Annotated in this window: 15 protein-coding genes; 8 read left to right on the top strand and 7 right to left on the bottom strand. The window is 61.1% G+C overall.

Annotated features, from left to right (window positions below):
* The first annotated feature begins 12 nt into the window (after nt 1-12).
* The 7 genes from ACQK2L_RS28580 to ACQK2L_RS28550 all read left to right on the top strand — a co-directional run bounded on the left by ACQK2L_RS28580 (nt 13) and on the right by ACQK2L_RS28550 (nt 13,124).
* Nucleotides 13-339: a Dabb family protein gene (locus ACQK2L_RS28580; protein WP_425400460.1), complete on the top strand. Its 327-nt coding sequence runs from the start codon at nt 13-15 to the stop codon at nt 337-339.
* A 252-nt stretch (nt 340-591) separates the two neighbouring features.
* Nucleotides 592-2,802, top strand: a complete 2,211-nt coding sequence (gene ppk1, locus ACQK2L_RS28575; RefSeq protein ID WP_425400459.1) for a polyphosphate kinase 1 — start codon at nt 592-594, stop codon at nt 2,800-2,802.
* Between the two features lie 411 nt (nt 2,803-3,213).
* Complete coding sequence (locus ACQK2L_RS28570; protein ID WP_425400458.1) at nt 3,214-3,789, top strand: ECF-type sigma factor; 576 nt, start codon at nt 3,214-3,216, stop codon at nt 3,787-3,789.
* Between the two features lie 96 nt (nt 3,790-3,885).
* Complete coding sequence (locus ACQK2L_RS28565) at nt 3,886-6,513, top strand: protein kinase domain-containing protein (protein WP_425400457.1); 2,628 nt, start codon at nt 3,886-3,888, stop codon at nt 6,511-6,513.
* 125 nt (nt 6,514-6,638) lie between these two features.
* The gene (locus ACQK2L_RS28560; protein WP_425400456.1) at nt 6,639-8,285 is read left to right on the top strand and encodes a hypothetical protein; all 1,647 of its coding nucleotides are present in this window, start codon (nt 6,639-6,641) and stop codon (nt 8,283-8,285) included.
* A 660-nt stretch (nt 8,286-8,945) separates the two neighbouring features.
* Nucleotides 8,946-11,825 (top strand): response regulator, encoded by a 2,880-nt coding sequence (locus ACQK2L_RS28555; protein WP_425400455.1) that lies wholly within the window; start codon nt 8,946-8,948, stop codon nt 11,823-11,825.
* A 33-nt stretch (nt 11,826-11,858) separates the two neighbouring features.
* A complete protein-coding gene (locus ACQK2L_RS28550) occupies nt 11,859-13,124 on the top strand; it encodes a protein kinase domain-containing protein (RefSeq protein WP_425400454.1) in 1,266 nt (421 codons plus the stop codon).
* Between the two features lie 133 nt (nt 13,125-13,257).
* On the opposite strand, the gene ACQK2L_RS28545 is transcribed toward ACQK2L_RS28550, so the two are convergent.
* The 4 genes from ACQK2L_RS28545 to ACQK2L_RS28530 all read right to left on the bottom strand — a co-directional run bounded on the left by ACQK2L_RS28545 (nt 13,258) and on the right by ACQK2L_RS28530 (nt 16,013).
* Entirely contained in the window at nt 13,258-14,082 is an 825-nt protein-coding gene (locus ACQK2L_RS28545; protein WP_425400453.1) for a hypothetical protein, read from the bottom strand.
* A gap of 102 nt (nt 14,083-14,184) precedes the next feature.
* Nucleotides 14,185-15,009, bottom strand: coding sequence for a hypothetical protein (locus tag ACQK2L_RS28540; RefSeq protein WP_425400452.1), 825 nt, complete (start codon nt 15,007-15,009; stop codon nt 14,185-14,187).
* Nucleotides 15,010-15,028: 19 nt separating this feature from the next.
* A complete protein-coding gene (locus tag ACQK2L_RS28535; RefSeq protein ID WP_425400451.1) occupies nt 15,029-15,436 on the bottom strand; it encodes a bifunctional nuclease family protein in 408 nt (135 codons plus the stop codon).
* Nucleotides 15,437-15,527: 91 nt separating this feature from the next.
* Entirely contained in the window at nt 15,528-16,013 is a 486-nt protein-coding gene (locus ACQK2L_RS28530; protein WP_425400450.1) for a YybH family protein, read from the bottom strand.
* A gap of 253 nt (nt 16,014-16,266) precedes the next feature.
* Between ACQK2L_RS28530 and ACQK2L_RS28525 the strand changes: the two genes are divergently transcribed.
* Nucleotides 16,267-16,737: a hypothetical protein gene (locus ACQK2L_RS28525; protein WP_425400449.1), complete on the top strand. Its 471-nt coding sequence runs from the start codon at nt 16,267-16,269 to the stop codon at nt 16,735-16,737.
* A 49-nt stretch (nt 16,738-16,786) separates the two neighbouring features.
* Here the strand turns inward: ACQK2L_RS28525 and ACQK2L_RS28520 are convergent, their stop codons facing one another.
* From ACQK2L_RS28520 to cimA, 3 genes are all read right to left on the bottom strand, one after another.
* On the bottom strand, nt 16,787-20,023 hold the full coding sequence (locus ACQK2L_RS28520) for a valine--tRNA ligase (protein WP_425400448.1): 3,237 nt from the start codon (nt 20,021-20,023) through the stop codon (nt 16,787-16,789).
* Between the two features lie 94 nt (nt 20,024-20,117).
* Complete coding sequence (locus ACQK2L_RS28515; RefSeq protein ID WP_425400447.1) at nt 20,118-20,453, bottom strand: hypothetical protein; 336 nt, start codon at nt 20,451-20,453, stop codon at nt 20,118-20,120.
* A 72-nt stretch (nt 20,454-20,525) separates the two neighbouring features.
* A complete protein-coding gene (gene cimA, locus ACQK2L_RS28510) occupies nt 20,526-22,100 on the bottom strand; it encodes a citramalate synthase (protein WP_425400446.1) in 1,575 nt (524 codons plus the stop codon).
* Nucleotides 22,101-22,380 lie beyond the last annotated feature (280 nt).

The following is a 22,380-nucleotide window of genomic DNA, read 5'->3' as shown; positions in this document are numbered from 1 at the left end:
GCCCAAGAAATCATGTCGGAAACTGCGCAACGTCCCGTTAGCCACTCGGTCTACTTCAAGCTCAACGAACGCACGCCGGAGGCCGCCGAGGCGCTGGTGGCCGAGTGCAAGGAGAAGTTGGACGGCCATCCTGGCGTGCTGGCGTTCAACGTGGGGGTGCTGGGCACGGGCTTCGACCGCCCGGTGAACGACAACGACTTCGACGTGGCGTTGTACCTGCTTTTCGAGAACCGCGCGGCCCACGACATGTACCAGGTATCCGACCGGCACCAGTCGTACATCTCCACGAACAAGGAAAAGTGGGCCCAGGTGCGCGTTTTCGACGCCGAAGTCGTGTAGCTCGACGGCAAATCGGCAAATCTGCCCCAAATTGCGAAATTCGCCCAAATCCCCCGGCTCCATTCGGCGGGCTACACTGTTATTATAACGGTCGAATCTCCTCGGGCGGGTGATCTTACCGGCCCGAACCGAGCGGGCTTGATCGCAGGTCGCAGGCCCTAAGAATTCGGTTGGACACAAGTTAGGTACAGTTGTCGCCGGCGCATCACACTGCGGGCGGCGGGGGCAGGATAACGCATATTGGCGTCGGTGATGAGCGACACGAAGTTTCTTCCGGAGCATGTATTCAACCGCGAGCTGAGTTGGCTGGAGTTCAATGCGCGCGTGTTGGAGGAAGCGCAGGACGAGTCGAATCCTCTGCTCGAGCGAGCAAAGTTCCTGGCGATCTTCGCCTCGAACCTCGACGAATTCTTCATGGTCCGCGTGGCGGGGCTGCGCGAGCAGTCGTTCGGCGGCATCGCTCCGCAAGACGTGGCTGCCGATGGCCTGGAGCCGCTCACCCAACTGCACCGCATCGCCTATCGCACCCGCGAACTGGTCGCCGAACAGTACGCCTGCTGGAACCAGTCGATCGTTCCCAGCCTTGAGCGCGCCGGACTCAAACTGCTGAAGACCAAACAACTGAGCGCTGCGCAACAGAAGTCGCTCGACAAGTTCTTCACACAGCGCGTGTTTCCCGTGGTCACCCCGATGGCCATCGACCCCAGCCACCCCACGCCCAGGTTCCACAACCGCGGGCTTTACCTCGCGGCGAACCTCAAGCGGCGGGCGGGCATCGGGCCGGCCAGCATGTTTGCGGTGGTGCAGTTGCCACAGGTGTTGCCGCGATTTGTGCCGGTTGATCCGGAAAGCAACAACGAGTTCATCCTGCTGGAGGACGTGATCGGCACGCGGCTGTCGCAGTTGTTCGGCGGCTACGAGATCGAAGAGTACGGCACCTTTCGCATCACTCGCGATATGGACGTCGACTTGCTTGAGCAAGAGGGCGACGACATGCTGCGGGCGATCGAAGCACGCCTTCGCGCCCGGCAGCGAAGCGAGGCGGTGCGGCTGGAAGTTTCCGACAATCTGAGCCGGACGCTCCGCAACATGATTGTCGAGAAGGAGCATATCCACAGCGGTTCGCAGATCGAGTCGCGCGGTTACGACGAGGTCTATCCCATCGACGGCATGCTCGATATGACCGGTCTGTTCGAGCTGCTCAAACAAGTGAGCCGCGACGACCTGCTCGATCCGCCGTTCACGCCGCGCACGCCCGATGGCTTGGGCACCGGCAACGATCTGTTCGCCACGATTGCCGATCGGGATATTCTGCTGCATCACCCGTTCGACTCCTTCAACCCGGTGGTGCGCTTCGTCCAGCAAGCCGCTCGCGATCCCGATGTGCTGGCGATCAAGCAGACCCTGTATCGCACTAGCGGCGATAGCCCGATCATCAAGGCCTTGATCGAGGCCGCCGAGAACGGCAAGCAAGTCACCGCGCTGGTGGAGCTGCAGGCGAGGTTCGACGAAGCGAACAACATCTCCTGGGCCCGTCAGATGGAACGCGCCGGGGTGCACGTGGTGTACGGCTTCATGGCGATGAAGACGCATAGTAAGCTGGCGATGGTCGTGCGGCAGGAAGGCAAGAAGGTCCGCCGGTACATCCACCTGGGCACCGGCAACTACAACCCCACCACCGCGCTGCTCTACACCGACATCGGACTGTTCACCGCCGATAAGGACATCGCCGACGACGCGACCGCGCTGTTCAACTTCCTGACGGGTTACTCGCAGAACTACGACTGGAAGAAGCTGGTCATCAGTCCGCTCGATTTGCACCGCCATACGATTGAACTGATCGACGAACAAGCCGAGCGGGCCAAGGCCGGTAAGGAGGGGCGCATCCTGGCCAAGATCAACTCGCTGGTCGATCCGGCCACAATCCGCGCGCTGTATCGCGCCAGCCAGGCTGGCGTAGAGATCGACCTGGTGATTCGCGGCATTTGCTGCCTGCGACCGGGACTGCCGGGCATCTCGGAGAACATTCGCGTGCGGAGCATCGTCGATCGGTTCCTCGAGCACAGCCGCATTGCCATCTTCGGCAGCGGCCAGTCGCAAAAGGTGTTCGCGTCGAGTGCCGACTGGATGCCGCGCAACTTCGAACGCCGCGTGGAGGTGATGTTCCCCATCGAGGATCCCCGCTCGCGCGAAAGGATCGTCGAGGAGATCATGCCGGTTTACCTGGCCGACAATCAGCGCGCGCGAACGCTGTTGGCCGATGGCAACTACCAGCGGGTGGTTTGCAGCGGTGGCGAAACGCCGTGTCGCAGCCAACTGCAACTGCTGGGACTGCCGGCGGTCGATGGCGAGCCATCGGTCCCCAAATTGGCCGACTCCACCGCGAAGCCTGCGAAAACACGTAAATCGGGCAAGTCGAAGAAGGACACCAAGTCGAAGTCGCGTGCGCGCAAGCGCGCCTGACCGCGCACTTGCGATTAAGCGCTCAAAGCATCGGCCCGCCGAGCGCTGGGCGCTCGGCGAACCAATGCAGACCGGCGTACGCGTCGCAACTGGACGACGTCCGCCAGGCGAACCTCCCCCAGAGCAGCTTGTTGGACTACCCACCGCCCCGATCGTGGGGTAAGTGGCTTGCCCGATTGTACGGAATACCAGCGGGTCATCGCTGCGTCCTACTATGCTGGTGCTATCGTCCGTTAGTTGCCCATCAACTAACCAAGCGCAGAGAGCCCTTCGGAGGGGCAAAGGTTCTCGAAAAAATTTGACGAGGCTGTCGCCCCCATATCGGATTGCTTCAATTGATTGCGGCAAACTGCTAAAATCGGAGTACTGGCGAGCGAGATTACGCCGGCCCTGACAGCGGGAACCCTGCCGATGAGTGAAGAACCCACGGAACTGACGCTGATGCTGCACAAGGCGTGCCGAGGGGACGAAGACGCCCGCAGCGACCTGTACCGCGAGGTGGAGCAGAAACTGCACGCCATGGCCAAGCAGCGGCTCCGGCAGGAGAACGCCGGCGTCACGCTGCAAGCTACGGCCCTGGTGCATGATGCGTTCATCCAGTTGATCGGCCGCGAGGAGGCCATCGATTGGAGCAATCGCAAGCACTTCTACGTCATGGCGGCCAAGGCGATGCGGCACATCCTGGTCGACCACGCTCGCAGCCGCCGAGCGCTGAAGCGTGGCGGCGACCGGCAACGGACCGCGGACGACGTGGGCCAGATCGCCGATCGCAACGCGGCCATCCAGCAGGACGTGCTGGCGCTGCACGACGCGCTGAAGCGATTGGCCGAAATCGACAGTCGCCAGGCGCAAATTGTCGAGCTGCGACACTTTGGCGGCTACACCGTGGAAGAAACGGCCGACTTGTTGGATGTTTCGCCTCGCACGGTAAAAGCCGATTTTGCGGCTGCTAAGGCCTGGCTGTTCCGCGAACTCTCGCCCAGTTAGTGCCAGTTGCACGCTGTTTTCTGCTCGCAGCGGAAACCCGGCTCGTATACTTCTGGAGTGAATTTCCGTTCGTTTTCGCCCCGCCTGCCGTAGCCAATGACGCCCGAGGAAATCGACCGCGCCAAACAGCTCTTTGCTGAGGCCATCGACTTGCCCGAGAGCGACGTGCAGGCGCTTGTGGATCGGGCTTCGCACGAGGAGCCGGAGGGAGTCTCGACTCGCTTGCGCGAGATGCTCCACGACTACCAGGCTGCCGAGGCGGCGGGCTTTCTTAGTTCGCCGGCCCTCCCCGCGGGCAACGTGGGAGACACCGTTTCCGACGCCCGGCGTTCGCCCGACGATAACACGGTCGACTTCGTGAGCGGCGCCAGCTTCGGCCGTCCTCATGCTGGCGAACAACCCACTACGTTGTTGGCCGGCGACTACGAGATTCGCGACGAACTCGGCAAAGGCGGCATGGGTACCGTGTATCGCGCGTATCAGCGCAGCCTGAACCGCGATGTGGCGATCAAGATCATTCCCACGCAGTTCATTCGCACGCCGCAGGAGGAAGCCCGCTTCTACCTCGAAGCCGAAGCCGCGGCCAAGCTCGACCATCCTGGCATCGTGGCCGTGCAGGACGTCGGCCAACACAGCGGCGTGCACTACTACACAATGCCGCTGGTGTCGGGCGGCAGTCTCGACCGGTTTGTCGGTCAGATGGAGCGACTCACCCGCGAGCGCGCTGCAGAACTGATCGAAGCGGTTGCCCGCGCTGTGCAGTATGCCCACGACCGGGCCGTGATTCACCGCGACATCAAGCCGGCCAACATCCTGCTCGACGAAGAGGGCAAACCGCGGCTCACGGACTTCGGCCTGGCGAAGATGATCAACACGGCGGACCAGCTCACGATGACTGGCCAGGTGATGGGCACGCCCAGTTACATGGCGCCCGAGCAGGCCGAAGGCGACACGGCCGCTATCTCGACGCACACCGACGTGTATTCGCTGGGCGCCACGCTGTACGCCTTGCTGGCCGGCAAGCCACCGTTCGCCGGCAACACGTTGTTCAAAACGCTGGAGCAAGTACGCCGGCTGCCACCGCCGCCGCTGTCCGACTCGGTGCCGATCGACCTGCGCACCATCTGCCAGAAGTGCTTGGAGAAAGAACCTCGCAACCGCTACGCTTCGGCCAGCGAGTTGGCCGACGACCTGCGACGTTACCTCGACGGCTTCCCCATCGCCGCCCGCCCCGCCGGTCGAGTGCGTCAAACCGCCGCGTGGGCGCGACGCAATCCGGTGGAAGCCGCGCTGTGGGGCGCGGTGGCGGCCACACTGCTCGGGGCCACAATCGTTTCCAGCATGTTGTACTTCAAGGCGGAGCACAACTTGGATCTCGCCGAAGCCGAAGCCGACAAGCTCGAAGCGGCCATCGACGACACCCTGGTGCTGGCCAGCGAGCAATTGTTGGCCGACGCGCCCGGCATGGATGCGACGCGCCGGACGCTGTTGGAAAACGCCCAACGGTATTTTGAAGGGCAGTTGGCCGACCGGCAGCTCGAACCTGCCAAAGTAGCCAGCATTTCGGCGCGGCTCGGTAAGACTCAGTTCGCACTGGGCGACCTGCCTGCAGCGGAACGATCGTTTGGCCGCGCCATCAGCTTGTACGACGAAGTGTTGCAACAAGCCTCGAATGACGAGCGCTGGCAACTCTCCGCCGAGTTGGCCAACGTGCATCGCGAGTGCGCCGACCTGGGCCAAACCCGCGCGACGCTCGCCCGCGAGTACGAACCGGTCGACCAGCAGCAGTTGGAGCGCGGCATCTCGATGCTGGCCGAGCACGCGGCGCGGTGCTATGAGCTTCGTCAGCAGGTCGCTAAGGAACAGCCCGACGATTACGAAGCCCAGCGTCTGGAGGCCAACGCCGAGATGAACCTGGCCATCGCTCGGTGCGACCAGTTTTCGCAAGATAGCGACACCGGCCTGCTGACTGAGGCGGCCGATCTGCTCGACTCGGCACAGCAGCACCGCGAGGCGATTGTCGACAAACACCCCAATCCGTCCAAGGTGAAGCTCGACTTGGCGCTGGGTCACGAGGCTCGGGCTCAACTGTTGCTTAAGCAAGCCGAGGGACAATCTGCAGCCGCCGCCGAAGATCTCAAGACGCAAGCACAACAGCAACGGTTGGCGGCCGTTAAGCTCATGGACTCCTTGCCGGCCACGGTGCTCGACCGGCGCGCGGTTCAACTTGCCGCCACGGCCTGGCAACATTGTGGCGAGGGCTACTATCAACTCGGCCGAACAGCGGACGCCATCGAGTGCTTCCGACGTATGCGCGAATACCGCCATCAGATGCTCGTCGCCAATCCCGGGGCGACCGATTACCGCTTGGGGCTCGCGAGGGCACATTACGATCTTCATCAACTGTTGATGTCCACAGGAGAGTTTGCCATCGCTCAAGGCGAGTTCTTTGAGTGCCAATCGGTGCTGGCCGAGGGAATGATCGCGCGGCCGGATGACGACGAGCCGCTCAAACTCCTCGTGCAGTTCACCGACCACTCGGCCCGCGCCGCGATCAAACATGATTTGAACGAGCAGGCCTTCGAGCAGATCAATCACGCCAACCGCGTGCTGCACGAGTTGCCGCCATCGCTCCGAGGGCTGCCAGCCGTGCGGCGCGCCATGAGTCAGTTGCAGCAGTTGGCGGACGAACTCGAGCAATCGCTCAAGCGGGAGGAAGCTTGAGCTACGTATCGTGTCGCCAGTTGCTAGCACGCTGGTCGGCATAACTTCTCTAATCCTCACGGTCGATGCAGTCGATACAACCCGTAGGACTGTCTGAATCTGCGCCACGACCGGGGGGAAACATCGTGGTCAAAGCTGCTCAATCCAATACACATCGCGCCGCTCTACTGCTGGCATGCATGCTGGCTGCTGGAGTTGCTCGTTCGCAACCGCCCGTGGTTGGGCCGGAGCCGGTTCCCGCGCCCACTGCGCCGACTGCTCAGCCGGCGGGGCCACGAGTGTTTCCCAACCCTGTGCCGCCGCAGCCGGAGCCCACGGCGCCAGACGACGACCCGCTCGCCCTGCCCGACGTGCTGAACCCGACGCCGCCGGAGATCGAGCGACTGGGGCCCGACTTCCGCAACCCCGACGGCGTGCCCGCTCGGCAGGCGATCGATCCACCGTCGACTCCTCGCACCACCGGCGCGTACGACGTGCGACTGGCCCAGGCGCCCAAAATGCTTGGCGACTTCTTCAGCAACACCAACAGCTACGTGAAGGTCGGTCAGCAAAGCGGAATGGCTGTGCATCAGTCGATTGGTAGTGGTTCGTTTGGTGCGGCCGACAACCTGCGGATGATCTACTACGACGCGGGCACCAGCAACTATGCGTTCCAAGGCGGCCCCGGCAGCACTACGCCTGGCTCCTACTTCACGCCGGCGCTGTCTGGATCACTGCCGGCGGTGGTTACCGGTCTGAGCGGCAACGGGCTCACTCAAACCGGCAACTTCATGGCTGTTGGAAGCGATACCTACATCGACGTGCACGACAACGCAACGGACACCTTGGCGAGCATTGTCGGGACCGAAATCTACAACATCTATCAAACCGAACACCTGATTGTCCCGGCCGCCAACCCGGGCGACCTCGTCGGGCGGGTGCGGATGCAGGACAACAACAGCGCGCTGCCGCAGGACCGCGTGTACCTCGACTACAACTACTTTCACAACGCCCGCTTTACCGAGAACGGATTCGGCATCAACCGACTCACGCCCGGCATCGAACGGACTTTCTGCGGTGGGATGGCCTCCATCGAGTGTCGTATTCCGGTCGCGGCCACGCTCAACAGCGAGACCACGTTCGGCGAAGGGTTTGACACCTCGAATGTCGAATTCGGCAACCTTACGATTGCTCCCAAAGTGCTGCTGTGGGTCGACGACCAGCGCGCCCTCGCTGCGGGGTTTGGTATCGCGCTACCCACCGCGGACGATCTGGAGATCTTCTCCACCAGCGGGCCGACGCTCACGGTTAGCAACGATTCGGTGCATGTGATCCCGTACTTGGCGTATCTCTGCATGCCTGAGTACTCCGATTACTTTGTTCACTCCTTCCTTACGCTCGACGTCGATACCGGCGGCAACGACGTTTGGGCCAACACGACCGGCGCTGGGCTGCAGGAGATCGGCACGGTCCGCGATCAAACCTTGTTCTCCGCCAGCGCGTCGCTCGGCAAGTTCGTCTATCGCAACTTCCACCCCGGCGCCGGGCTCAAGGCCATGGCCTGGACCACCGAGCTGCACTACACCGCGACGCTTGACGATGCCGACGTCGTGCAGGCCGGCGCGTTCCAGGTCGGCACGCCGGATGCCGATCTATCGCTGCTCAACGCCACGATCGGCGGCCACCTGTTCGCCGGCAACTCGATCTTCACCGCCGGCTACACGCTGCCGGTGAACTCCGACCAGCGAGTCTTCGACGGCGAGTTCCGCTTCTTCATCAACCGGCTGTACTAGTTTCTCGTCAAGCCAAACTTTTCGGTTAGTGATCGCAAAGTCGCCCCGTTGTTGAAGACTCTTGTCGAGATCACTACCCGAAAAGATTCGTTTGACTCTGGACGCTGGGCTCAGTTTTGTCGCAGCGCCGCGGCAAAACGATTACCTGCGACAAAACTCCCGCCCACTCCGGCGCGTCGATTCTCGTAAGTCCTTAAACAGCCACTGGTTGCATCCTCCATCAATCGGACCCGAAGCCGAGTTGTTGCGCTCGGTTCGCCGCAGGTGCGACAAAACCCTCCAACTGCGACAAAACCCTCTAGCTGCGACAAAACTCCGGGCGCTGACGCTTCCGGCTCGCCAAATGTAATGGATGCTGGGGAACCGGCAAGCGCGGCGCAATGTAGAATGGGCACAGTTTGCCGCTGCTGTATTGTCCCACGACCGGTGTAAAATAACTACAACCACCTGCCACGAAACTGGGATTCGTTCGCTGACCGTAGAGCGGAATTCATTCCGTTAGTTGTCGTTCGCTGCAACGCTACCAGTCAACGACCTCTGCGCAACTTTGTGCCGACAGCCGCAGTTTCTTCCGAAACGTGGCTGGTTTATCAGTGGCTGGAACTTCGCCGAATTGTTTTGGCCTCCGCCACCGTTTTGGTAAGATGGGCGTAGCCAACAATGGCAATCACAGCCGCTTCGGCGGTGCTCTTCTCTTCAACAAGCGGCGCGGTGCGAGGCAAGAAGATGTCCTCGGGTGGTGTTTATTCGGACCTTTGGTTGTCCATGTTGTCTGGCGTCGAGGATGGCGACGGTCCGGCGTCGTTCGTTCGGTCGCTGGTGGACCTCCTGCCGCTGAATCTCGTGGTGAAGGACGCCGAGGGTCGGCGGGTGTACGCCAATCAGCAGTACCTCACGCTGCAGAACTGCGAGCTGGCCGACGTGTGTGGCAAGACCGACTTCGACATCTTCCCCGAGGAGATTGCCAGGAAGTATCAGAAGGACGACCAGCACGTGCTGCGCACTGGCGAAGTGCTCCGCGGCATCGAAGACCGCACCGCCGACGGCCGGGCGACGCGCGTCGAGCGGATCAAGGGCCCGCTGCGCGACGCCAGCGGCAAGGTGGTCGGCGTGGTCGTGATGTTCTGGGACATCACCGAACAGGTTGAGGCCGAGGAAGCACTCGACTTGGAGCGCGACCTGATGCGGTCGCTGATGGAGAACATTCCCGACGCGGTCTACTTTAAGGATGACGAAAGCCGTTTCTTGCGAGTCAGCCATTCGCAGGCCGGCAAGTTCCATCTCGAGGTTCCTGATAACGCGATTGGTAAGACCGATGCCGATTTCTTTTCGTCCGAGCATGCCCAACAGGCGCGGGACGACGAGAAGCAGATCATGGAGTCGGGCGAGCCCCTGGTGGCCCAGGTGGAGAAGGAGACCTGGGAGAACCGCGAAGACACTTGGGTGTCGACCACCAAGATGCCGCTGCGCAACAGCGAAGGAGAGATCGTCGGCACCTTCGGCATCTCGCGAGACGTCACCGAGCTGAAGCGAATGCAGAACGAACTGACCATCGCGCGCGATCTGGCCGAGTCGGCCAATCGGGCGAAGAGCGATTTTCTGGCCAACATGAGCCACGAGATTCGCACGCCCATGAATGGCATTCTCGGCATGACCGAGCTGCTGCTGAACACCGATTTGACCGAGGAGCAACGCGAGTATCAGTTGCTCGTGCAGAGCTCCGGCGAAGCGCTGCTGTCGCTGTTGAACGACATTCTCGACTTCTCCAAGATCGAAGCCGGCAAGCTGGAACTGGAGCATCTGCCGTTCAAGCTGCGCGACACGCTCGGCAACACGCTGCACACCATGGCCACCCGGGCGGCCAAGAAGGGCATCGAGCTGGCCGTGCACATCCTGCCCGAAGTGCCGGACGACCTGGTGGGCGACGCCAGCCGGCTGCGGCAGATCGTGGTGAACCTCGTGAGCAATGCGATCAAGTTTACCAGCGATGGCGAGATCGTGGTCCGTGTCGCGCCGGAAGAGCTAACCGAAGATCGGGCGAAGCTCCGCCTGGCGGTGGCCGACACGGGAATCGGCATCACGCCGGAACAGAAAGAGAAGATATTCGAGTCGTTCACCCAAGCCGACGCGTCGACCACGCGGCAGTATGGCGGCTCGGGACTGGGGCTCACCATCTCCGCTCAGCTCGTGCAATTGATGGGCGGGCAACTTGAGGTCGAAAGCCAGCCGGGCGAAGGCAGCGAGTTCCACTTCACGGTCGATTTCGAGCGGGCCGCCGAGGCTCCCGATCTCTCCATGGACGAACTCTCCACACTGCACCTGCTGCCGGTGCTGGTGGTGGACGACAATCGTACGAACCGCGTGATCTGCGAGGAAATGCTCACCAATTGGGGCATGAGCCCGCTGACGGTCGAGAGTGGCGAACGTGCGATAGCGGAATGCGATCGCATGGCACAGCTTGGCACGCCGTTCCGGTTGGCGCTAGTGGATGTGATGATGCCGCAGATGGATGGCTTCGAGTTGGTCCGACGGCTGCGAGCGCGCCCGGACACGCAGTCGCTGCCGATCATCATGCTCACCTCCGCCGACCGCCACGGAGATAAGCAGATGGCCAAGGACCTGAACGTCGCCCGCTGCATGACCAAACCGGTGACACAATCGAACCTGCTCAATGCGGTCACTATCGCGGTGGGCATCGCACGGGTCGATGAATCGCCGACCGACAGCGTGATCGCTCGACGCGATGGCGAGTTCACGAGCCGCAACATCCTGCTGGCCGAAGATGGGGTGGTGAATCGCCAGGTGGCGGTCAGCCTGCTCGAGAAGCGCGGGCACACGGTGATCGCGGTGGAGAATGGCCAACTGGCGCTCGATGCGATGCGCGAAAACCAGTTCGATCTGGTCCTGATGGACGTGCAGATGCCGGTGCTCGATGGTTTCGACGCCACGGCCGCCATTCGCGAGTTGGAGCAGCTCTCGGGCAAGCACACCCCGATCATCGCCATGACAGCCCATGCGATGAAGGGCGATCGCGAGCGATGCCTCGAAGCGGGCATGGACGACTACGTCGCCAAGCCATTCCGGCCGCAAGAACTGTTTGCCGCGGTGGAGAAAATCTCGCCCGACGCCGAAAGCCAGGAGCCTGCGCCCGGAGCGACCGAAACGCCTGCAACCGATAATTCGCAGGAGTCGTCGCTTACGTTGTTCGACTACGATCGGGCGCTGGAGAACGTTGGCGGAGGAGAACGCCTGTTGGTGGAGATGATCAACTTGTTCGAAGTCGAGTGCCCCAAGCAGATGACCGCCGTCGAAGCCGCCTACGAAGAGAACGACACCGAGGGCGTGATGCGATCGGCCCACACGCTCAAGAGCACCGTGGGCCTTTTTGCCGCCGACTCGGCTGCGGAGGCGGCGAAGCGGATTGAGTACATGGGCCGCGACGGTATGCTGGAATCGTTTCCCTCCGCATGGCAGGACCTCGAACAACTCGTGGGGAAGCTGATGGACGCTCTGAAAGCACTTAAGGCAAAGATCGGATAGCTGCCTTGAGGCTGTCGGTGCATGGAGCACGTTATGAAGGTATTGATCGCTGAAGACAACGTCATGTACCGCAAGGTGCTGTGTGCCAACGTCGAATCGTGGGGACACGAACCGGTGGCCGTAGAAGATGGCCTCAAGGCGTTGGAGGCTCTAAACCGGGACGACTCGCCCCGGCTGGTGATTCTCGACTGGCAAATGCCCGGCATGGATGGCATCGATGTGTGCCGCCGCGTGAAGCGCGATCCGGAGCACCCCTTTACCTACGTCCTGATGCTCACCAGCCGCGACGCCCAAGAAGACATGGTCGCCGGCCTGGACGCGGGCGCCGACGACTACCTCACCAAGCCCATCGATCCCAAGGTGCTGCAGCGACGACTGACCGCCGCGGAGCGGATCGTCAAACTGGTGCCACCCAAGGAATGGGCGATTCCGCGAATCGATGGCTACGAAGTGAAGGAAATGTTGGGCAAGGGCGTGTTTGCCACCGTTTGGCGAGCGCTGCAGCAGTCGACTGGCGAGACGGTCGCCCTGAAGATGATTCGTGTCGACTTGGCGACCGACGAGGTGTTCAGTCGCTTCGCCCGCGAGATCGAGTTGATGAAGAAACTCGACCACCCAAACATCGCGCGAATCCTCGATAGCCAAATCGACAAGAAGCTGGCCTACTACGCGGTGGAACTGCTCGAAGGGGGCACGCTGGAGCACTTCGTCAAGAAGCACTCACCCAAACCGGCGCTACTGCTCTTGATGACCGCCAAGGTGTGCGATGCGTTGGACTACGCCCATCGCAAAGGGGTGATCCATCGCGACCTGAAGCCCTCGAACATCATGCTTACGGCCGAACGCGAACCAAAACTTGTCGACTTTGGTCTCGCCCGCAGCATGTTCGAAGCCTCCGAAGAGGAGTCGTCGCTGTGCTCGATGCAAGGTACCGTGATTGGCACTCCGATGTTCATGTCGCCCGAACAAGCCCGCGGCGACACCGATTCACTCGACGGCCGCGCCGACATCTACGCGCTGGGGATCATCCTGTACGTGATGTTGCTACGAAAGCATCCGCACAAAGTAAATCACTCCGACCGCTGGGAGACGATCCGCGAAATCGCCGAAAGCCCCGCCCGCAGCCCGCGAGAACTAAGCCCCAAGTTCAACAGCGAAGTCGAGCAAATCCTGATGAAGGCCCTGGCGCACGATCCGAACGACCGCTACGCCACCGCGGGCGAGTTCGGCAGCGCGATTCGCAAGTTCCTCAAAGGCCGCGTGGAATCGCAACGACGCAAACGCGAAAGCGAAGCGTAGGTAGACTTAGGCCCGGCATTTACGCCGGGTTCGTCAACCAACCCACTCGGCGGTCGAGGGGAACACTTTCCACTAGCCGGAGCATGACCGAGACCGCAATCGTGCCGCGGCTCGCGTCTCTTTTCTCTGGGCTCTACGAAACCGCGCCACCGTTCGCAATCACGCGCGCCAAATCGCCGAACGTGTTGATGCCGACGGGTAAGGGATTGCGGAGCCAGTCGGAAATCGTTCCCACGACAAAGCCGACTAAACATGTCCCTGCTACACCTGCGCACAGTGCTCCCAGCCCCGCAATGATCGGCTGACTGAAAAGTTCCAGAAGGCCGACCCCGGCTGGGACGGCAAATAGATGGAATATCAGAGCGATACCTATAGCGTGAGGCAACCCAAAATCACCATAGGTACCAACCAAGGGAGGTAGCCTAGTCCCACTTATCCATTCCGAGCGACCGTAGAAGCTTCGCAGGCGGTATCCCAGCAGAGTTGACCGCAGCGGCGTCGACGGAGCGACACGCTTGCCGCGCACCTCCGGCAGTTGGCACAGTCCACGAAACACGCCGGCCGGCGCACATTCAACGCCAAACACGGTGGAAGGCTTCATGGACGTGCCCGGCGCGTAGTCGGCGATGTGTTCGGCCAACTTGCGAACGGTGATTGTCTTGCTGGTCACTTCTTGCCAGTACTCCCACGCACGCTTTCGTTCCGACTTCGAAAGCCCTGGAGTGGCCTTGAGCTTTAGCCAAACAGCCCACCGCGTCTCGCTGTGCTCGAAGCCGAAGTACTCCGACAGCATGGTCAGAAACCACAGCGGGCAATCGTGGCTCAATTCGATCGCTTCACGATAGTCGTTCACCGATGCGTCCGGATCGATAACCAGCGCCGTGTCGACGTGCTCCGAAACATACGCCTGAATCCCGCGCAGCACCTGTTCGGTCGTAAACCGCGTGCGATCTTCCATGACACTGGACTCCTGAGGTCTATAGCTCGTTTGCCAAATCGGTCAGTACGTCTTCGGCCACGTAGATGGGCAGCGGTGGGTCGCACCTTGAACCGCTTAGGACTACGAAACCGCTTCGCTCTTGGCGATCAAACGCGCCAGGTCGCCGAACGTGGTCACCCCTTCTGGCAGGGGATTGCGCTGCGTATCGCTTGCGCAGTACGTCAAGATCAGCAGAATTCCCAGCGTCGGCACGGCGGCTGCAAAAGCGTAGAACGCCGAGTCCGTTTCCAGGCCAATGTAGATTAGCGTGGCGAGAGCTACGACGATAGCGAGACATTGCCCAACCGCATCAATCCAGTCTGCCGGCGAGCGAAGCGACCACCAAGGGTTGCGTTTCAACATTGGTAGGTTCGATCCAGAGATCCACTTAGCGCGTCCCCACATCTCCTCGATCTTGGAGCAGCCCATGACTTGGGATATTCTTGTGGAAGGAGCGACACGCTTGCCGCGCACCTCCGGCAGCTGGCACAGTCCACGAAACACGCCAGCTGGCGCACATTCAACGCCGAACACGGTGGCAGGCTTCATGGACGTGCCCGGTGCATGGTCGGCGATGTGTTCGGCCAACTTGCGAACGGTGATAGTCTTGCTGGTCACTTCTTGCCAGTGTTCCCATGCCCGCTTTCGCTCGGATTTTGACAGACCAGGGGGCGACTTGATTTTCAGCCACACCGCCCAACGCGTTTCGCTGTATTGAAAGCCAAAGTACTCTGCCAACATCTCAAGAAAGCAAAGCGGGCATTCATGGCTATCTTCGATGGCTTGGCGATAGTCATTCACCGACGCATCCGGGTCAATCACGAGTTCTTTATCAACATCCAACTCCACATACGCCTGAATCCCGCGCAGCACCTGTTCGGTCGTAAACCGCGTGCGATCTTCCATGACACTGGAATCCTGAGGTTTATAGCTCGTTTGCCAAATCGGTCAGTACGTCTTCGGCCACGTAGATGGGCAGCGGTGGGTCGCAAGTCACCGCTACCGCGATGGCGTCGGAGGGTCGGGCGTCGATCTCTACCAGCTCGCCTTCCTGCCGGATGCGCAGTTGGGCGTAGTAGGTGTGGTCCTTCAGTGCGCTGATCACCACGTCCTGGAACTCACCACCCAGCGCTTCGGCCACGCCGACCAGCAGGTCGTGCGTCAGCGGCCGCGGCGTTTCGATGTGCTTCACGCGGCGGTCGATGCTGGTGGCTTCAAAGATGCCGATCAGGATGGGAAACGTCCGCGTGCCATCCACCTCTTTGAGGTAGATCACCTGACTATCGTTGATTTCGCTGATGATAATCCGCGAAAGCTCCATGGCGACTGGCATGCCGCGATTCCTTTTGATGCTGCTGCGGGGATGAGCCTGATGCTTTAACTCGTTCTATTGTAGTCACGCCGTGTGCGCCGGAACAGCATCCTTACTCTTCTTCGGTAATTACTTCGCGCGAAGTGTGGTCGTGAATAATGAGCCACCGCCCCGCGTGCCGCTCCAGTACCAACGTGAAATTACCGCTAACCGGATCGGGTTCCCGCTCCAAGGCCCAACGACCCAGCACTAACACGGCCGAACTGCCGATGGGGCGTACTTCCAACTCGGAGAACGTGAGCTTACCCATCTTCTCAGGCGTCGGGTATTGCTCGCGATACCGCCGCAGTGTCTCGCCCCACCCGCGCCGGGTTTTGCCACCGGCCGAGAATGTCAGATCGTCCGACTTCCAGTAGTACCGCATGAAGCCATCGATGTCGCCTGCGTTCCAGTACTCCTTCTGCTGGTTGAGCAGTGACGTGATTTGTTTGGCCAACTGCTCGTTCGTGTCGGTCTCTTCGGCCGAGTGCGCCGGCCAGCCGACCGCCACGCAAGCAATCATCAGAACCACCAAACCGGCAAACAAACGCGAAGCCATGACTTTTTCCTCCCTCAAGCAAGCGTGCGAACGGGCACAGTCCAAGCGCGCCAGCAGTCTACCATGACAAGTTCCCAGGATGCAAAGAGGTCCTTTGCGAAGCGGGCGAAGTGTGCGGTTCTGAACCGGACTGTCGGCTCCACTTGGACTGCACGAAAGTGGTCGATTTCTTTAGCCCACTTCCCGATAATCACAATGGAATACGCGGCGCAATGCCAGTCTTGTGGAGCTTAACGATAGAGGAATACCAACGATGCTTACTCACCGCCAAGACGTACAGCGAATGCTCTCCGATCCAAGCTACTTGCAGTTCGTCGTCGACATGGACCGCAGCTTGCGCAGCGATCCAGAGTACCGGTCGCGCAATCAAGTGAAGATTCTCGAAGGCGCGGCGCGCGGCGAGCGAGTCATTCCATTCGAAGACAAGTACGTGGTGAGTTCGTTCTTTCCGCCGATGCCGTCGCGCGCGTTTCAGACGTTCCTCGAAGGAGCCAAGTGCAAAGACAAAAAGTACGCCAGTCTCGCCCGCGGAGAGCGCTCCGCGCCGCTTTCCACGCACGTGTGCATCACGACCCGCTGCCAGTACCGCTGCGAACACTGCGGAGCAACCACGCCTGACAAGTGCAGCGAGCTTTCGCTCGAACAACGCTTGTGGGCGACGAAGCGGCCGATCTGTGCGCAGGTTGCAGCGGCGGCGAGCTGCCAAGGTTCTTCAACGACCTGAAGGTCGCGTAAACGCGGAGTCCCCTCTCCCGGGAGAGGGGACGATACCATCACTTCTGCAGCTTCGCGAGCGCCGCGCGAATGCTCGCCAGTTGCTTTTCGACGTCGGCCAGCTTGGCTCGCTCGGCCTGCACCACTTCGTGCGGGGCGTTGGCGACGAACTTCTCGTTCTTCAGCTTGCCGTTGATCGATCGCTCGTACTTCACCAGCTTCTCTTCTTCGGCCGTGAGTCGCTTCTGTTCGGCCTCCACGTCGATGTACTCGCTTACATCCACGTACACTTCAATGCCAACCAAGTCGCCGGAGAGCGGAATGCTGGCCGCCATATCGGGTGCGGTGACTTTGGGTCCCATATCCGAAGCGGTAGCATTGGCCATCTTCTTGAAGTACGGCTGCATCACGGCAAGCCGCTCGGCAACTTCCGGCGAGCACTTTACGCTGAACGCCAGGGCGTCCTTCATCGCGATGTTCTGTCGGCTGCGAATCTCCCGCACCGCGCCCAGCACCGCCTCGAATTCGGCAAACTGCGACTCGATGTTCGGATCGACGTGCCCGTCGTGCCACTCGGGCCAGGGCGAGATGCAGATGCTCTCGGTGGCTGCACGGTCGGGGTGCGTGAGCGAGCGAACCGGCGCTACTTCGTTCAAGTGCTGCCAGATCTCTTCGGTCAGGAACGGCACAATCGGATGCAGCAGCCGCAACAGGGTGTCGAGCGCGTGCGCCAGCACCCGCTGCGCGGTTGCTCTCTGCTCCGGCACGTCGAACCTGGCTTTGGTCATCTCGATGTAGAAACTGCAGAACTCGTGCCACGCGAAGTCGTACAGAGTCCCCGCGGCGTCGGAGTAGCGATAGGTATTCAGGGCGTGCGTCACCTGGCGGGTGACGGTCGCCAAGCGCGAGAGGAGCCAGCGGTCTTCGAGCAGTAAGTCGCCGTCCGCCACCTCGCCCGACTGGAAGTCCTCCAGGTTGGTGAGCGAGAACCGCGACGCGTTCCACATCTTGTTGCAGAAGTTGCGACCCTTTTCGAAACGGTCGCTCACCACGGCGCCGCGCTTGAGGGCTTTGTCCTCGTCGGTCTCGGCCCACTGTGTGCCGAACGGCTCATTGCACTTGTCGCACTCGATGCGAGCAAGCTTCATGTTCTTCTTGGTTTGCTTGATCAGCGCGTCGCAGTGCGGACACTCGTACTCCACTGGCATGCGGACGTCTTGCGTCTCGGTCGTCATGTCCGCGACGCCGTACCGCAACGCGTCGGCGCCGAACTTCTGGATCACGTCCAAAGGATCGATACCGTTGCCCTTCGACTTGCTCATTCCTTCGCCGAAGCCGTCGAGGATCTTGGGGTGGATGTACACCTCGTGGAAAGGCACCTCGCCCATGTTGTACTCGCCCATCAACACCATGCGAGCGACCCACAGCGTGATGATGTCGCGCGACGTGATGAGTGTCGTGGTGGGATAGAACGCATGCAACTCGTCCGTCTCCTCAGGCCAACCCAGCGTCGAGTGCGGCCAGAGGGCAGAACTGAACCAGGTGTCGAGGACTTCTTCGTCTTGCCTTAAATCTTCGAGTCCGAGTCCAATGTTAAACGACAACTTAAGTGCTCGATCAAGCTTTGGCGACGACTCCGAGGTTGGAGGCATCTCATCACGCGCTAGAGTTCCATGCTTAGGCAGATTCACGTAATCAACGAGTGCCGAAAGCGCTTCGTCCGATGCAGTTGACCGGGAGCAGCACATGAATTTGCCGCCTTCGCCCCATTGAATGCTGTAATCTTCCTGTGGCACTCCCATGTGCGTGAAGTACGATTGGAATGACGTCTCTATTCCCTTCTGGTCCTGGTTGGCAACCCCCGTCCAAACCGGAATCCGATGCCCCCACCAGAGCTGCCGCCCCACTGGCCAATCGCGTTTTTCGCTCAGCCAGTCGAGATACGTCTTGGTGTACCGTTCAGGAATGATACGCACCTTGCCGCTGGATACGGCGTCCATGGCGGTTTGAGCCAGCTCGCCCATCTTCACGAACCACTGGTCGGCCAGGTAGGGCTCAATCGGTGTCTTCGAGCGGTCGCTGTGCGCCAGGTCGATCACGCGGTCTTCGCGATCGGTCTCGGGATCGTGCAGGCCGAGCTCCTCGAGATCCTCGACAACCATGTCGCGGGTCTTCTTCATCGTGAGGCCGCGGTACTTCTCGGGCACGTTCTCGTTGAGCGTGCCATCGGGGTTGAGGATGTTGATCGCGCCTATGTCCAGGTTTCTCTGCCAGACGTCGTAGTCGTTGGCGTCGTGCGCCGGCGTGATCTTTACACAGCCCGAGCCGAGTTCCGGCTTGGCCCAAATGTCGGCGATCAAGGGAATCTGTCGACCGGTCAGCGGTAGCTCGAGCATCACGCCCCGCGCGGCCATTTCGGTGAGCGTTTGCAGTTCGGCAAGCTTGGTCTTCTCGCGCTCGGCCAGAGCTTCAAGCTGCGCTTCGATGGGCGGACGCTCCTTGGCGGGCGCAGCGGCCAGCTTTTCTTCGAGTTCCTTCTTCACCTTCGCGAGTTGTTTCGTCGGGTCGGGGTGCACCGCCACGGCCGTGTCGCCGAGCATGGTCTCGGGTCGCGTGGTCGCGATGGTCACGTGCGTCGGCTCGCCCGGCTTGGGATCGATCACCGGATAGCGGAAGTGCCAGAAGTGCCCCTTCACTTCTTCGTGGAACACCTCGTCGTCGCTCACGGCCGTCTGCAGGTAGGTGTCCCAGTTCACCAGCCGCTTGCCACGGTAGATCTTGCCGTCGCTGAACAGCTTGAAGAACGTCTCACGAACCGCTCGGGCGCAAACGTCGTCGAGCGTGAACCGCGTTCGCTCCCAATCGCAACTACAGCCAAGTTGCTTGAGCTGGCCGAGGATGCGTTTCTCGTATTGCTCCTTCCACTGCCAGATGCGGTCCACCAGGCCTTCGCGGCCCAGGTCGTGGCGCGAGAGTTTCTCCTCGGCCAACAACCGCCGCTCCACCACCGCTTGCGTGGCGATGCCAGCATGGTCGGTGCCGGGCATCCACAGCGTGTTGTACCCCTGCATCCGCTTCATGCGGATCAGGATGTCCTGCAGCGTGTTGTTCAGGGCGTGCCCCAGGTGCAGCGCGCCGGTTACGTTAGGCGGGGGGATGACGATCGTGTAGGGGGGCTTTCCGTCGACCGTCTGCGACAGTTTGGGGTCGGCGTGGAAGTACCCCTTCTTCTCCCAAAACGGATACCACTTATCCTGCGCGGCGGCGTGATCGTACTGGGCGGGGAGAGATTTCATGGATAGGAGTGCGGAAGGCGGAGTGCGGACGGTGAAAGAGACGATTTTCCCGGAAATCGGCCGTCGCGCAAAGGGTGATCGATTCGTTGGACCTTTAGGCCACCAAAGGGTTCGGCGGAGGCTCGCAGCCGCGAACTTCCCGCCAGTAATCCTCCGCGACATCCGGATCGACCGACACCAAGCCGCCTCCCGCCCAGTGCCGATCGGGCGCGCTCTTTTTGGGACCTGAAACCCAGTATTCCTCACCGCTCTCTTCGTCGTAGAAGTTGCCCTGGATCAACTGGCCGCCGCCACGCTTCAGCACGCGGTCTCGAAAGTAGGCGGTCGCCATGGTGCGCGAGAATCGAACGCGCGTAATCCAAGCGGGGCCATTGTCGCTATAGCCCGACTTTAGTTCGACGTACATGATGCGAGTGAATTTACCGGCCATGGATGTGCTCTACAGGTCTTCTATTTCCGCGGAGGCGCAGCTCCGTGGCTACAAGCCTTAGCTCCCTGACCCCTAGCTCCCGACCTCTAGCCCCTCGTCTTTGCACAGCTTGTACTCGATGCTGTCGACCAGGGCGTCCCAGCTAGCTTGGATCACGTTTTCGTTTACGCCCACGGTGCCCCAGGCTTCGCCGTCGGCGTCGCGGCTTTCGATCACCACGCGAACGCTGGCCGCGGTGGCCGCTTCGCTGTTGATGACGCGTACCTTGTAATCGACCAGATGCAGGCCGCGGAGGTTCGGGAACAATCCGTTGAGCGCCTTACGGAGAGCGGCGTCCAAGGCGTTCACTGGGCCGTCGCCCTCGGCCACTTCGTGGCGCACCTCGTCGCCCACTAGCAGTTTCACGGTCGCCTCGGTGACCGGCTGGCCGCCGCGGCTTTCGACCGACGTGTGGAATTTCACCAACTCGAAGTGCGGTGTGTAGGTACCGGCCGCCCGTTTGACCAACAGGTCGAACGACGCCTCGGCTGCTTCGAACTGGTAGCCCTGGTTCTCCTTGTCGACTACCTCGCGGAGGATACGATCCATCAACTGTTTGTCTTCGGCGATGTCGTGCTTGGTGGTCATGGCGATGATGTTCGACCGGCCCGACAGTTCGCTCACTAGCACCCGGCGTTCGTTGCCGACCACCTCGGGCGCGATGTGCTCGTAGCTGTGCGCCACGCGATTCACCGCGTGTACGTGCATGCCCCCTTTGTGGGCGAACGCGCTGGGACCCACGAACGGTTGGCTGATGCGGTAGCTCATGTTGGCGATTTCGTAAACGTAACGCGACAGTTCGGTCAGGTGCTCCAGCTCGCCGCGCTCCAGCACCTGGTAGCCTTGCTTCTTGATCGCCAGGTTCGCGGTCACCGAGACCAGGTCGGCGTTGCCGCACCGCTCGCCCAGCCCGTTGATGGTGCCTTGCACGTGCACCGCGCCGGCGTCGACCGCGGCCAGCGAGTTGGCCACCGCCAGGTCGCAATCGTTGTGCGTGTGGATGCCCAGCGGTGTGTCGGTCTTTGCGGCCGCTTCTTTGGCGATGCGGGCGACTTCCTCGGGCATGCTGCCGCCGTTGGTGTCGCACATCACAATGTGCGACGCACCGGCCTGCGAAGCGGCTTGGATGGTCTGGGCCGCGTACTCGGCATTGGCCTTCCAGCCATCGAAGAAGTGCTCGGCGTCGTACACCACCTGGCGGCCGAGCTTCACAAAGTACTCCACTGTCTCACCGATCATCGCCAGGTTCTCTTCCAGCGATACACGCAAGACTTCGTGCACGTGGAAGTCGCTGGTCTTGCCGACAATGGTGATCACCGGAGCTTCGGACTCGACGAGGGCTTTCATCCCCGGATCGTCGGCCGGCGCCACGCCTTTGCGGCGGGTCATGCCGAACGCGCAGACCTTGCTGTGCTTCAGCGGCTCGGCGGCTATTCGTTGGAAGAATTCGGCGTCCTTGGGATTCGAGAGCGGATAGCCCCCTTCGACGTAGTCGAATCCCATCTCGTCCAACCGCCGGGCGATCATCACCTTGTCGTCCAGCGAGAAGTTCACCCCCTCGCCCTGAGCGCCGTCGCGGAGAGTGGTGTCGTAGAGTTCGATTTTCATGGCAGGATTGAGGGGTCAGGATTCGGGGGTCAGGGGCTCGACCCCTCTCAAACGAAAAAACCCTGAGGCTTTTGGCCTCAGGGTCGAGATTGTACCGGATTGGTTGAACCGCCCTAAGACCGCCGTCGTCCCGCAATAATAATGATTCGCACGCCAGAGTTAGCTGGTTGGGGAATCATGGGAAGGGTTCTTTGGCGGTTTTCTAGGGATTTGAGTAGTTCGACAGCTCAAGTCTAGCTGATGATCCGCACGGGTCAAGTCCGGCGGGTCTGGGATCATG

This window comes from Aeoliella sp. (genome assembly GCF_965227375.1).
GTDB lineage: Bacteria > Planctomycetota > Planctomycetia > Pirellulales > Lacipirellulaceae > Aeoliella.
This window is presented reverse-complemented; position numbering and strand designations above follow the sequence as displayed.

Excerpts from the sequence above, each read along its gene's own strand:
- ACQK2L_RS28580 (WP_425400460.1), top strand. The coding sequence starts at position 13 with ATGTCGGAAACTGCGCAACGTCCCGTTAGCCACTCGGTCTACTTCAAG.
- ppk1 (WP_425400459.1), top strand. The coding sequence starts at position 592 with ATGAGCGACACGAAGTTTCTTCCGGAGCATGTATTCAACCGCGAGCTG.
- ACQK2L_RS28570 (WP_425400458.1), top strand. The coding sequence starts at position 3,214 with ATGAGTGAAGAACCCACGGAACTGACGCTGATGCTGCACAAGGCGTGC.
- ACQK2L_RS28565 (WP_425400457.1), top strand. The coding sequence starts at position 3,886 with ATGACGCCCGAGGAAATCGACCGCGCCAAACAGCTCTTTGCTGAGGCC.
- ACQK2L_RS28555 (WP_425400455.1), top strand. The coding sequence starts at position 8,946 with ATGGCAATCACAGCCGCTTCGGCGGTGCTCTTCTCTTCAACAAGCGGC.
- ACQK2L_RS28550 (WP_425400454.1), top strand. The coding sequence starts at position 11,859 with ATGAAGGTATTGATCGCTGAAGACAACGTCATGTACCGCAAGGTGCTG.
- ACQK2L_RS28545 (WP_425400453.1), bottom strand. The coding sequence starts at position 14,082 with ATGGAAGATCGCACGCGGTTTACGACCGAACAGGTGCTGCGCGGGATT.
- ACQK2L_RS28540 (WP_425400452.1), bottom strand. The coding sequence starts at position 15,009 with ATGGAAGATCGCACGCGGTTTACGACCGAACAGGTGCTGCGCGGGATT.
- ACQK2L_RS28535 (WP_425400451.1), bottom strand. The coding sequence starts at position 15,436 with ATGCCAGTCGCCATGGAGCTTTCGCGGATTATCATCAGCGAAATCAAC.
- ACQK2L_RS28530 (WP_425400450.1), bottom strand. The coding sequence starts at position 16,013 with ATGGCTTCGCGTTTGTTTGCCGGTTTGGTGGTTCTGATGATTGCTTGC.
- ACQK2L_RS28525 (WP_425400449.1), top strand. The coding sequence starts at position 16,267 with ATGCTTACTCACCGCCAAGACGTACAGCGAATGCTCTCCGATCCAAGC.
- ACQK2L_RS28520 (WP_425400448.1), bottom strand. The coding sequence starts at position 20,023 with ATGAAATCTCTCCCCGCCCAGTACGATCACGCCGCCGCGCAGGATAAG.
- ACQK2L_RS28515 (WP_425400447.1), bottom strand. The coding sequence starts at position 20,453 with ATGGCCGGTAAATTCACTCGCATCATGTACGTCGAACTAAAGTCGGGC.
- cimA (WP_425400446.1), bottom strand. The coding sequence starts at position 22,100 with ATGAAAATCGAACTCTACGACACCACTCTCCGCGACGGCGCTCAGGGC.